The organism is Candidatus Nitrospira nitrosa (genome assembly GCF_001458735.1).
Taxonomy (GTDB): domain Bacteria; phylum Nitrospirota; class Nitrospiria; order Nitrospirales; family Nitrospiraceae; genus Nitrospira_D; species Nitrospira_D nitrosa.
In genome coordinates this window covers 73,337-85,747 of sequence record NZ_CZQA01000012.1, presented here as the reverse complement: position 1 = coordinate 85,747, position 12,411 = coordinate 73,337, and the positions used below count along the sequence as shown (strand labels likewise).

The 12,411-nt window shown below is 52.8% G+C and carries 8 protein-coding genes; all 8 read left to right on the top strand.

Annotated features, from left to right (window positions below):
* Position 1 precedes the first annotated feature (1 nt).
* The 8 genes from COMA1_RS18135 (at position 2) to COMA1_RS18100 (ending at position 12,380) form a co-directional block, all read left to right on the top strand.
* Positions 2-1,309 carry an outer membrane beta-barrel protein gene (locus COMA1_RS18135; protein ID WP_090750949.1) on the top strand — a complete coding sequence of 436 codons (1,308 nt, stop codon included), beginning with the start codon at positions 2-4 and terminating at the stop codon, positions 1,307-1,309.
* A gap of 2 nt (positions 1,310-1,311) precedes the next feature.
* Positions 1,312-3,639, top strand: coding sequence for an XrtA system polysaccharide chain length determinant (locus COMA1_RS18130; RefSeq protein WP_176698161.1), 2,328 nt, complete (start codon positions 1,312-1,314; stop codon positions 3,637-3,639).
* Between the two features lie 317 nt (positions 3,640-3,956).
* A complete protein-coding gene (locus tag COMA1_RS18125; RefSeq protein ID WP_090750947.1) occupies positions 3,957-5,003 on the top strand; it encodes a TIGR03013 family XrtA/PEP-CTERM system glycosyltransferase in 1,047 nt (348 codons plus the stop codon).
* A gap of 46 nt (positions 5,004-5,049) precedes the next feature.
* Positions 5,050-6,531 carry a lipopolysaccharide biosynthesis protein gene (locus tag COMA1_RS18120; protein ID WP_090750946.1) on the top strand — a complete coding sequence of 494 codons (1,482 nt, stop codon included), beginning with the start codon at positions 5,050-5,052 and terminating at the stop codon, positions 6,529-6,531.
* A gap of 112 nt (positions 6,532-6,643) precedes the next feature.
* Positions 6,644-8,185, top strand: a complete 1,542-nt coding sequence (locus tag COMA1_RS18115; RefSeq protein ID WP_090750945.1) for an asparagine synthase-related protein — start codon at positions 6,644-6,646, stop codon at positions 8,183-8,185.
* A gap of 66 nt (positions 8,186-8,251) precedes the next feature.
* The gene (locus COMA1_RS18110) at positions 8,252-9,631 is read left to right on the top strand and encodes a glycosyltransferase (protein WP_090750944.1); all 1,380 of its coding nucleotides are present in this window, start codon (positions 8,252-8,254) and stop codon (positions 9,629-9,631) included.
* On the top strand, positions 9,628-10,527 hold the full coding sequence (locus tag COMA1_RS18105) for a class I SAM-dependent methyltransferase (RefSeq protein ID WP_090750943.1): 900 nt from the start codon (positions 9,628-9,630) through the stop codon (positions 10,525-10,527). The genes COMA1_RS18110 and COMA1_RS18105 overlap by 4 nt, the downstream gene beginning before the upstream one ends.
* Positions 10,524-12,380 (top strand): GNAT family N-acetyltransferase, encoded by a 1,857-nt coding sequence (locus tag COMA1_RS18100; protein WP_176698160.1) that lies wholly within the window; start codon positions 10,524-10,526, stop codon positions 12,378-12,380. The genes COMA1_RS18105 and COMA1_RS18100 overlap by 4 nt, the downstream gene beginning before the upstream one ends.
* The last annotated feature ends 31 nt before the right edge of the window (positions 12,381-12,411 follow it).

The window sequence follows — 12,411 nt, the reverse complement described above, 5'->3', positions numbered from 1 at the left end:
CATGGGATGGACACGAGACGCGCTCAAAAGTTGCTTCACTCTGGCTACTGCCTGTGGAATGGTGCTGGTGGGTTTCTCTCTGGGGTATGCACAACACTCTCCCGTACCGGCTGCAGAGACGCGCGCGATCGCGGAGCCTGAGGGAAGAACGACGGGTGAATCGGCGACGACAATTATTCCGTCGCTTCGATTGGCCGAGCGGTACGATAGCAATGTCTTTTTCGTGAAAGGACAGAGTCTTGAAGACTACGTGACGACGGTTTCGCCTCAGCTAACGGTAGCTCATCAAAACCCATGGGTGGAGGTGAGGGTCAGAGGAGGAGCGACGGGTGAAGTCTATGCCAAGAACCCTGGGCTGAATTATGTGGGTGCGAATGGGATGGTCGATCTCAACTTAGATAATGCAATGAATGCACTGTTGCCTGGGTTGGGGTTGCATATCTCTAACGGCATATTTTACACACCACAGCCACCAGCATTTGCCGCCCCAACAAGCGGCAATCAAATCTCCGACACGTTTGTGCAGGGGCTTCAGGCCAGACGTGCGAATTCTTTTTCAAACATGGCCAGCGTAGAGGCATCGTATTTCTTTCTTCCACATATCGGAGTTTCCTCAACGTATACGGATAGTCGATTGCGATTCGGGAAAGCATTTGCTGCGCCAACGGGACTCGTGCAAAGCGGGGAGTTTATCAATACGAATTTTCAAACGTTGACTTCGGGGTTCGTTGTGAGACCGTCGCCGGCTGATACGATTTCGCTTTCTCATCAGTACAGAAGGGCAACCTTTTCTGATCCTGATAGACCAGATAGAGGTTTCTCGACCCAGGGAGCGATTGCGAGCTGGTCCAAATCCATTACTCCAGAGCTAAAGGTGATTGGTCATGGAGGGTTTTCCATGTTGAGCCAACGCAACGGCATATACCCAGTAGGTGGAGCGTCGTTGGAGTGGCAGGGGGTGTATACGACCGTACGAGTGTCCTATTCGAGGGCCATCAGCCCCAGCTTTTTGTTTGTATCCGGAGCATTGGTAAGCGAAGTGGTAACAGGGGCGGTGACACGTCAGATGGCTGAGCCCTTTACATTGTCGCTGAGTGCCAACTATGCCATCAATCGATCCATACCGGACAGTTCGGCTGTGCGGTTTGAGTCCTATTCGGTGACACCGAGTGTTACCTATAAAATCGGACCAAGCCTCACGGCATCGCTCAGCTACACGCATAGCGAGTTTCAACGAGCATTCTCGGGACAAGCCATCGAGTTTAACCGAAACATGGTCATGCTTAATTTGCTGGCCGAATGGAGATGAGTATGTACAAAACCATCCAACCTGCGAGATCGGGTGCGCAGGCTGAACCGATTTCCGTGAAGATGCAGGAATATTGGGGAATCATCGTTCGAAGGAAATGGATAGTGATCGTCTCCATTCTTGCTGGCATTGCCGTTGGTGTGGGGCTTTGCCTCATACTACCGAAGAGTTATCGTTCGAGTACGGAAATTTTGATTGAGAATCAAAAGATTCCCGATGAGTATGTCAAAGGTATTGGGGTGGGTAACATTGAAGCGCGACTGGTGATGATTCAGCAACAGGTGATGAGTCGTGGGCTTCTCGGCCAGATTCTCGAGGAGCACAGCCTGTATGAAGGGCTCATTCAACGTGACGGCCTTGAATCAGCCATTGAGAAGTTGCGTAAGGGTATCAAGGTAGAAATGGTTCGATCTCCAGACCTCAGAAAACAGACAGTTGAGGCGGTCAACATATCCTTTGCGGACGAAAATCCGATGACGGCCATGAAGGTGACCGCAAAGTTGGCGTCATTGTTCATCGAGGAGAATCTCAAGAACAAGGAACAGCTTGTGACAGGCGTTTCCGCGTTTCTGGAGCAAGAATTGGAAGATGCCAAGAAGGCTTTGGAGGGGCAAGAACAAGCCATTAGTCAGTATAAAACCAAATATGCGGGACTTCTGCCCGAACAGATTGAAGGCAATCTGAGAGCGCTCGATCGCCTTCAGATGGAATTGAGTGCGGCGACTGATTTGCTTCATTCCCGGACCGACAAGGTCAGTTCACTGGAACGGTCGATTGCTGAATATCAGGCCAGCGTCGCGCCGGGTGTGGAATCCGATGGTCCTAAGTTTATTCGAAAAGATCTCGATCCTCTGATCACGAGGCTGCGTCAACTTGAGCAACGGCTGACCACGCTCCGAGCCGAATGGAAGGAGACGTATCCCGACATTACGGACACAAAACAGGAAATCCTCAGTTTAAAAGAACAACTCGGGGAAAAGTACGGAACTGCATTCGTGGATGATGCTGCCGTGGTGAATCAGGACAGTGAGCCGACGGGACGGAAGGACTTACCCCCGGACTTCTATATCTATCTCAGGGAACTGAAGACACAACGCAATGATCTGCTGACGGAGCTTTCCTCGCTCAAGAGTCGCCGCGAGAGACTGTTGCAGCTCATTAAGGAAACGGAGCGACGTGTTGAGCAGACGCCGGTACGTGAGCAAGAGCTCATGATTCTTGTCCGAGACTATGAAAATAGACGAAAAAACTATCAAGCATTGCTGGATAAACGACTCAACGCCCATGTGGCCGTCAATATGGAGAAGCGACAGAAGGGAGAGCAGTTTCGGATCCTCGACCCGGCAAATCTTCCCAGTAAACCAGAGAGCCCCAATCATCTGCAGATTATGATGGCGGGGTTGTTGGGAGGATGTGGGTTGGGTACCGTGTTAGCGTTTGGACTTGACCATGTGAATCCGACGTTTCGGCGTCGGGAGGATCTGGAGCAGATTCCTGGCGTACGGGTATTGGCGACGGTGCCGTTGTTCACGGCAACGTCTGATCATGTTCCGGTGAAGAGACGTGCCGAATTGTCGGCAAGCAAGAACGATAGTGTGGTTCGTACGTCGTCCACTAAATCTGTTCCACACGGGGGGCTGGTTGCGAAGTGGCAGCCAGGGTCAATTGCGGCCGAGCAATATCGTATGGCTGCGACGAGAATGGTCCTGTCGATCGAGAAACGTCTGTCGACCGTCATTGAAATCACCAGTGCATTGGAAGGTGAAGGCAAGACAACAACGGTTGTAAATTTGGGATATACGATCGCTCGGGACCTTGGAAGACAAACGCTGTTGATCGACTGTGATTTTCGCCGCCCAGCACTTCACCATTATGTCAGTCTATCGGCCCGTGCGGGACTGTTGGATCTGTTGGATGGAGGAGCGGCTATCGAGGAGTGTGTCTCGATGGTCGACGAAGCGTCGTGTTCCATTATGACGGTGGGTCGGTCAAGAGGCGAGTTGAATGAGTTGGGGAGAATTGAGCAGCTCAGGGAGCTCTTGCCCGAGCTACGTACCCGGTTTCAGTATATCATCATCAATACTCCCCCGGTCCTGGCCAGTGCCACAATGGGGAGTCTGGTGAGCTTGGCCGATGAGGTGGTGATGGTCATCAAAGCGGGCTCGTCTCCGCAGCACGTCGTACAGAAAGCGTTTGCACTGCTTGGACTGACGGGAGAGAAGTACGCGGTGCTGAACGGAGTCGATGAGCATAGCCTTCCCCACTACTTATATGGGTACAGCATGCCATATGGTGGCGACCCAGTCGTTGAAGAGACGGTAGCGAGGTAGTTTGTGCGTAGATCGATGTATGTCTGGCCTGTTCTGGTGAGTGTGTTGCCGGTTCGGCTCCGGACCGGTGCGATTTCAATTTATCCCCTTGAGTCTCTCCTGGTTGTCCCGTAAAGCAATCAGGCCTGCAAGACGACCATAACAGTGTTTCACGAACCATCCTCTTCCACAACGGTCATTGCGAAATCATAGTCGGCTCATGTCGAGGGTTGTAGAATCGTGGTCGTTCCACAGCGCCGTATCGTTCCTTGTCTGGGCGTGTCAGGGGTTTGACGTTGTAAGTGGTCCATGGCCGAAGGACTTACGCAGGAGCACGAATGATGGATGCGATTGTTGATACCAGACCGTCAGCCGCACCGCCTCGAGTCACGCTGCATCCCGTCACCGCAGAGGAGTTGAAAAGTCGGCGGCAAGTATTAATCCTGGGTCAGGGAGAATTCGCACTGACTTGTCAGCAAGTACTCATGAGCGAATCGCGCATGGCTGGACGGGTCATTGGATTTGTCAATCATTCTGACAGTGAACCCACCGGATATCCTGTGCTTGGAACCTTTGCCGATCTTCCTGAACTGGTTGAGCGATATAAAGTTGGACTTATCGTCGTCTGCCTGGATGATCAACGGGCTACTCTTCCAGTGGATCTTCTACTTGATCTCAAGGTTGCCGGGATTGAGGTCATTGATGGCCATCGCTTATTTGAAAAAGTGACGGGTCGACTCTCCATTGATTCTCTCAGGCCCAGTGCGTTGATTTTCTCTCCTGGCTTTAAGCGTCATGCAGCCACTGCAGCGGCGAAACGTGTGGTGGACGTTATGATTGCCTCAGTGAGTCTGCTGACGATGGCCCCATTCTTGCTGATTGTGGCCATGCTTATCAAACTGGACTCTCCTGGACCGATCTTTTACCGTCAAAAACGAGTCGGATTCCACTCCCGTCCATTCATGATTATCAAATTTCGATCAATGGTGGATGGCGCAGAGACGTCAGGACCTCGTTGGGCGCAGGAAAACGACCATCGAGTGTCGCGCGTAGGGCGCTGGTTGAGAAAAGCGAGGATCGATGAAATCCCACAATTCATCAACGTGCTGAAGGGAGAGATGAGTGTCATCGGGCCTCGGCCTGAGCGTCCAATCTTCGTAGAGGAATTGCGTACGCAAATTCCCTATTACGACATTCGACATACCGTGAGGCCTGGCATTACGGGATGGGCTCAGGTCATGTTCGGCTATGCCGCCTCGCAAGAAGACTCGCATCTCAAGTTTCAATACGATTTATATTACATCAAGAACCGGTCGTTTTGGTTGGACCTCAAGACGTTGGGAAAAACCGTGCGGGTTCTCATGAAGGGCGAGGGAGCCCGGTAACGAAGTGATAGTCCTGAGGCAGCACTGTGAGCGACTCGGTTAGGCCATGAAGGAGCGTATTGCGAAGTCAGTATTTTGGATTGTCTGGACCCGCGGCGGCGTACAGGTGTTGTCCTTCCTGAGTACCCTTCTCGTGATTCGCCTATTAAGCCCGTCTGACTATGGGCTGATGGCGTTAGCGGGTATGTGGACGGCAACATTATCCCTCCTAACCGAAATGGGCCTGGGCGCCGCTATCATACAATTTAGAGAAATAGACGATCGCGATCTCAATGCGTGTTTTTGGATCACGCTTGGACTGGGAGTGTTCGGCTACGGAATACTTTATGCGATCGCGCCGCTAAGTGCTGAATGGTTTAAGAGCCCGGAGTTGACGGCGGTCCTGCGGGTCAGTGGTTTGTCATTGCCATTAATTGCGTTACGAACTGTACCGGATAGCCTTCTGCGCAAGCGATTGTTGCTGGATAAAATCTCGATAGCTGAGTTGATTGCCATGATCGCGACGTTTCCGTTGGTTCTGGGGTTAGCCTGGCAAGGGGCGGGGGTCTGGGCACTTGTGGCAGGCTCGTTGGTGACGCCTCTCATGCAGATGATGGTCACGGGATGGTATGTGCGGTGGTGGCCGGGGTTGCACATCGGGGGAGGCGCACAATTGAAGGAGATGGTGCGGTATAGCTTGGCCACGTTAGGCTCTCGGTTATCGTGGGCGTTGTATCAACAAGCTGATGTATTCGTACTTGGACGATTGGGCGGAGACTATGTACTGGGGCTCTATACGATGGCAAAACAGTTGGCCACACTGCCTGTGAGCAAAATAACTCCGATGGTCAATCAACTTGCGTTTCCCGTCATGGCCGAGCTGCAAGGCAATGATTACGCATTACGATCAGGTTTCTTGAAAGGTGTGCGATTGGTCAGCGCAGTAGTGTTCCCTATCAGTATGGGGCTGATGATGGTCTCTGATTACATTGTGATGTTGGTGCTTGACGTCAAGTGGGCAGCGATTACGCCGATGTTCAAAATATTATGCGGCTACGCCATGGCTTCTGCGATCGCCACTCTGTTGTTCCCACCGTTGATGGTGAAACGACGTCTTGATCTGCAACTGACTTATACAACAGCTCAACTCGTCATTATGCCACTAGGATTTTGGGCCGGGGCATCTGCTGCCGCAGGGATCGGAGTGTCGCTCGTGTGGGTCATCCTGTATCCGTTGCAGTTGCTGTGGCTGACTAAGTGGGCTTTGAGAGAGTTGGGAGTCAGTTGGTGCGAATTTGGACGGCAGCTATGGCCCCAAACCCTCGCAGCGGGAGTCATGACGGCAGTCGCTGCCTTGATACAGCAGATACCTACCATGACTGCTGCATCGGCTTGGATGCAAATGATCCTCATTGTTCTGATGGGGATAAGCATATATGTAGCCGTGTTAAGAACCTCTGGACCCCAATTATTTTCGGAACTAACCGAGATTGCATCCTGGGTACTGGGGTACAAGCCGGTACTGACTCCCCGCCCAAATCCTATTTAGCACACGCGCAGGCTCTGTAGGAGCGAAAGGAGTTGCTGAGAGGCACAGGATGCCTTGTCCGCAACGTGGGAAGTTGATCACGGTGCGTGGTCATGGCGAAGGACGGTTGTGAATGATAGCGCAAAATCAACTCAGCCAATATGAATTTCTGCAGATCGATGAAGAGCCATATTTCCTGGCCAACTTCCAGGACGATAGGGTGGTATCTCGAGGGATATCGCAAGTGATGCTTGGTCATAAGATCAACACCCCCGGATCGCCTGGCCAAGATGGGGTGTTTGTGGAGTGGCAATGGGATGGGAATACACTAGTCGTACGAAATGATGTCAGTGGTATGTATCCCTGCTACTACGCCACATGGGATAACACCATTGCAATTTCTCCCTCTATTCCACGGCTCCTTCTCCTCGGTGCGCCGTCAGAACTTGATGGAGCTGCACTAGCGGTCTTTTTCAGGCTTGGGAATTTTGTTGGCGAAGACACACCCTTCCGCGCCATTCGTGCCTTACCACCCAATGCGGTCCTTGAATGGAAAGACAAGCGGCTCTCGGTTCGTGGCCGGCGCAGTATTGGTGTTGAGGCAAAGATATCACGATCGGCGGCGATCGATGGGTATGTGTCGTGCTTTCGCGATGCGGTTCGGAGGCGAATTCCTGAAGGAACGGCAGCCGTCACCCTGAGCGGTGGGAGGGACTCACGACATATTTTGCTAGAACTCTGTGAGGCAGGGCATCCTCCCGCGTTGGGTGTCACGGTAGGCGAATACTTGTACAACCATAGCAATGAGGCTGAAATTGCCGCGCAACTGGCACAACTGGTAGGCGTTTCCCATGTGATTGTGTCTCAAACTGAGTCGCCGTTTCTGCTGGAACTCAAAAAGAATGTCTTGACCAACTTCTGCAGCGATGAGCATGCATGGTTTTTCTCCGTAGCTGATTATCTGAGAGGTAAGGTAGAGGTTGTCTACGATGGGTTAGGGGGGAGCCTGTTTTGCGACGGATTCGCATTGACGGAGGAACGTCTGCATCTGTGTCGTGCGGGAAAGTGGCGAGCGTTGGGGGAAGATCTCTTAGGCTCGGATGTCACCATGCACTTCCTGAACGAGGACGTGCGCCGGCAATGGTCTCGTGAGTTGGCTGTAGAACGGCTGCTTGAGGAGCTTGAACAACACGGTAGTGCCCCCAACCCAGTCAGCTCGTTCTACTATTGGAATCGGAGTCGGAGAGAAGTGGCGTTAAGCCCGTATCGATTGTTGAGAGGGTTTAATGCCGTCGTAAGCCCTTTCTGCGACTATGGCGTGTATCAGCACCTCGCCAGTTTGCCGGCCGCTATGGTGCTCGACCATACGTTTCACAACGACACGATCTCGAAGGCGTTCCCAGCGGCGGGAGCAATACCATATGCGTACAAGCCGAAGTTTCGAGAGAATGACGGCAAGGAACTCGTCCAATTATCGCATGAGCTCCTGACGTATTGTTATCGTCAGTGGCAGTCATCACTGGTATCGTTTTCTTATGTTGTGCCAAGAGCGATGCGTTGCCTGATTGATCGCGCGTACTCTTCGACCATGCTGTGGTTAGCTCCTCCGGCAATCTACCTCCTACAACTCGAGTCCGTGATACGCCGTGCAAAACGCGTCTCCATCGTCCCCTGACGAGCAGCGTCTCATCCTGTTTATGGTCTCCCAATATCGACAGAAAAGGTAAGGATTGACCGGGGTATGTGCCAGAAGCTTCTGATGGTCACTCACAGTTGGCCGCCGGATGCCTGTGTCGGAGCAGTGCGTCCCGTGAATATTGTGCGTGCAACGAAGGCCCATGGTTGGCAAGCAACAATTCTCACCGTGCAAGCCAGATACTATCACTATCGCCAGCAACAGGATGACACTGAGTCTGCCTTGGCTCAGGTGACCAGGACTCGTTGTGTTCCTCATCCATTGGAACTGTACCGGGCGGTGAAGAAATGGATACCGGGTGCTTCACGTTCGGCACCCCCTACGCATGTATGCCAGGAAGGCGGCCCTAGATCTCCGTCCATTTCGCGAACGGATGTGCAATCGATCACGAGTCGTATTCGGCAAATGATTGTATCCATGTTGAATGTGCCGGACGAGCAACTGGGGTGGCTACCCTTTGCGGTCTGGAGAGGCCGTCGATTGATTCTACGACAGCACATCCCTTGCATGATTACGACGGGGCCTCCGTTTTCCGCCCATCTTGTTGGTTTGTGTCTACGGCTGGTATGTCCGGTTCGCTGGATCGCAGAGTTTCGGGACCCTTGGGTGGGAAATGTCCAAAAAGATCTATCCATGAGATCTGCGTTGGCAGATCGCTGTGACCAATGGCTGGAAGCATTGGTCATTCGACATGCAGATCGTGTGTTCTGTGTGACGGAATCAATGACCAAGCTGCTCCAGCAACGATACCCGGGGGAACCGAGAAGCAAGTGGGTGACGATGCCCAATGGTTTCGATGAAGAGGAGTTCAAGACACTCGGCCCTATTATCCGGGAGGAGCGCTTTACCATTACGTATGTGGGAGGATTTAACTATACAAGAAGTCCTCGAACGTTGCTGCTGGCGCTCCAACAGGTGCTGAGTGGCGGGGCGATTAGCAGAATCGATCTGCGGGTGCGATTCATCGGGGTGTGCCGGTCTGCCGGTGGTCGTTCCGTGGAGGAGATGATCAAAGAGTCCGGGTTATCGGGTCTGATCGAAATTGTGGATCTCTTGCCGAGGAAGAAGGCGCTCAAGGCCATGCAGGAGGCCCATGTGTTGCTATTGTTGGCGAACGAGCAGCCGTTGCAGATTCCTGGCAAGGCATACGAGTATCTTGCAGCCGGACGATGGATATTGGCTGAGGCGGAAGAAAAAAGTGCTACAGCGGACTTGATCCGGGATACGCAGTGTGGAGAGGTTGTCGAGCCGGGTGATGTCGAGCGGATGGCTCAAGCGGTTGTCCGGGCGTATAAGGTCGCTCGTGCGTATGACTCGGCGGGGTCTATGGAGATGACGGACAGACGGCCACTGTATTCGTGGGAGACACTTGGGGCAAGGTATGCGGAATACTTGGAACAATTGGTGGGAGCACCGGTCTCATGAGTTTTTCTTCTGAACAGACGGCGCCCGTGGCGTCGCTCCGTGAAGCCCTGTGTCTTGTGCATAGTGAGAAATCGATGAAACTGGCGGTTTTGGCACTGCTACGAGGCCCTGGTGGGTGTGTCCGGCCGGAAACTCTTGAGAGCCAGTCCGTTGTAGAGCCCTATTATGAGCGACTGGCTGAGGCTGGTTTAGTGGCCTCTCATGGAGAGGGAGGATGGGTCCTTACCGCGAGTGGTCGTCAAGTAGGGACGTACCTAGCCCAGTGTGAGGCTGATGACGAACTTGATCTCATGTTTGACCGGCTCAACTGTCAGGATACGTCAGTCTTTCTGGATTTGGGTTGCGGAGCTGGTCCGGCGTTAATCAAAGCGTCTGAGTTGCCTAGTCCGCCCAAACTACTGATCGGGATCGATATCGATCGGTCGTCCTTGACGGCTGCGGGTGCCGCATTAGGACAGCATCGATCACGATGCCTATTGATCCAGGCTGATCTGTCTGCCTTACCTATTCAGGATGAGGCGGTGACCCATGTGTCATCGAGATTGTCCTTGCCGTATGTGGATCAGCGGGCATCACTGGCCGAGTTGGGGCGTGTTATGGCGTCAGATAGCAGGCTATTCCTTCAAGTGCATTCTGTTGGATTTTATCTCCGGTTATTGTGGGATGAGCGATACCAGTGGAAGCGTGTGGTGATGAATGGGTTTTGTCTGGTGAACGGCTTCATGTTTGCATTATTCGGAGTGCAACTCAAGATTCCTAGTCGTCATGGCCTGTATCAGGAACTGTATCAGACTCACGCTGGGATGGCCAAAATTCTCCGGCAACAGGGCATTACAATTCTGTGGTCTGAATGCGATCGGTTATTTCGAATATTCGGGAAGAAAAAGGGAGCATGAGCGGAGCCACGGCTGAACTTCAGGATAATCTTGGCTTGTCGGAGCGAGTGCTGGAATCCTCGGATGCGATTGAGCCGATCACCGTTCGCGAGATTACGGGATGGGAGGCGCTCCAGCATGCCCTCACCGATGATCAGTTGGAAGCGCGATGGGAAGAATTACTGGCAAAGGATCAGACGGCATCCTTTTATCAGACTCCCTTGTGGTGCCTGACGTGGTATCGCTGCTATCAAGATGAATACGAGCCGGTCGTGCTCACCGTGTGGAACGGGAATCAGCTTCGCGGTGTTGCGCCGTGCGCCCAGGCAAGGATGAGCGGACAGCTGATCTTTGCCGGAGCAGGGATGGCCGATTACCGGGATGTCATCAGTGCGTGGGCCGATCGGGCCGCAGTTCTCGACGTGATCATTCCCCGGATGCTGGTGTACGCAGGAAGGCATCCCATCGCGTTCGGCCAGACACAACCAGACTCACCGACTCCGACCCTCGTTGAAGCGTGGTCACGACGGCATGCCGGACACGGAATCATGCACGTGAGCCATCCGTGCTATCGGTTTGAGTTTGGTCAGCACTGCTCTCAGCAGATAGAGGAATTACACAAGAAGAAAACCATTCGCCAGGCCTTTGCCTACTATCAGCGGCGTGACGGGTTGCATCTGCAGATCGTCGATACCGTTGCGGACTGGGTCAGGCTCAGCGCGGAATATTTTACACAGCATGGCTTACGGCAGGTTGGTTCTGATCGGGCAGAGGCCTTTGAGGATCCTCGAAAGCAGCAGTTATATGCGGAACTCTTTGCCAGTGGTTCTCCCGCGATTCACTTTTCATGTTTGTGGACCGGAGGCAAACCTCTGGCATTTGCCTTCTGCTTTATCTTCCGCAAAGTCCTGTACTATGGCGCCCCATCTTTTGACATTCTCGAAACCAAGCATTCGCCGGGGATGTTACACATCATTGAATTAGTAAAGTCCTGTCATCGTGAACAGTATGCTGAAGTGGATCTAACCATTGGGTCTGCCGCATTCAAGGGGCGGATCGGGAATCGATGTGTGCAATTACCAACAGTGTACCTCTATCAGGAGAAGAGAGGCTATTGGAAAGCAAGAGCGCGTGGAGTTGTAATCGATCGGTTCAAATGGGCGCTCAGAGCAATTGCCCCAGAAAGAGATATCTGGGGGAAATTAAAAGAATATGCAGACCACATCACCTGGTATCGAGTGCGATATCGACAGTCAACATGGCGTCGAATGTTACGGTTCGGAGTAGAGCGGGCAACAAAGCTCGTTTATTGGAACTATTGTGCCGATGTCTATGCGTTATCCCCTGATAGGTTTCAGTGTACGAGTAGGCCTGATCTAGCAGATTCCATGGTTCTGTTTCATACGAATCGATTAGCCGATTTCCTTGCATTGGATGGGCCGGAGCGTCGTGACCGAGCATTTTATGTTCAAGATGCGGTGCGGCAGCTTGGTCAAGGACGGACCTTGCATACGGTCATGGTAGACGGAAAACTTGCGCAGTTTGGGTGGTCGTTCAGGCCAGTGGGAGTCGTGGCGATGCCGGAGACTGAATCGGAGATCATCGTGCCGGAGCAGACTGTCTCGCTGTATCAGTTTTATACCTGTGAAGCGTTTCGTGGGAGGAAATTGTACCAGGCGAATCTTGCGAAGATTGTGAGCCAAGAATTTGCCGACGGCGCGATGATGGCGGTGATTGTCTGTGAACGTCGAAATGTCACCTCGAGGTCGGGGATTCTTAAGTTGGGATTCGTACTGCGCGAAACGCACCGGCTTATTCGATGGGGGTGGTGGGAGCGGAAGGGTATCGACCAAAGAGAAAAAGGCCGGTCGTAGTTCGGATGGCCGTGGTGCGGAGAAGATCCAG

Bases quoted from the DNA above. Each gene is read 5' to 3' on its own strand.
- COMA1_RS18125 (WP_090750947.1), top strand. From the start codon at position 3,957: ATGATGGATGCGATTGTTGATACCAGACCGTCAGCCGCACCGCCTCGA.
- COMA1_RS18120 (WP_090750946.1), top strand. From the start codon at position 5,050: ATGAAGGAGCGTATTGCGAAGTCAGTATTTTGGATTGTCTGGACCCGC.
- COMA1_RS18135 (WP_090750949.1), top strand. From the start codon at position 2: ATGGGATGGACACGAGACGCGCTCAAAAGTTGCTTCACTCTGGCTACT.
- COMA1_RS18115 (WP_090750945.1), top strand. From the start codon at position 6,644: ATGATAGCGCAAAATCAACTCAGCCAATATGAATTTCTGCAGATCGAT.
- COMA1_RS18105 (WP_090750943.1), top strand. From the start codon at position 9,628: ATGAGTTTTTCTTCTGAACAGACGGCGCCCGTGGCGTCGCTCCGTGAA.
- COMA1_RS18100 (WP_176698160.1), top strand. From the start codon at position 10,524: ATGAGCGGAGCCACGGCTGAACTTCAGGATAATCTTGGCTTGTCGGAG.
- COMA1_RS18110 (WP_090750944.1), top strand. From the start codon at position 8,252: ATGTGCCAGAAGCTTCTGATGGTCACTCACAGTTGGCCGCCGGATGCC.
- COMA1_RS18130 (WP_176698161.1), top strand. From the start codon at position 1,312: ATGTACAAAACCATCCAACCTGCGAGATCGGGTGCGCAGGCTGAACCG.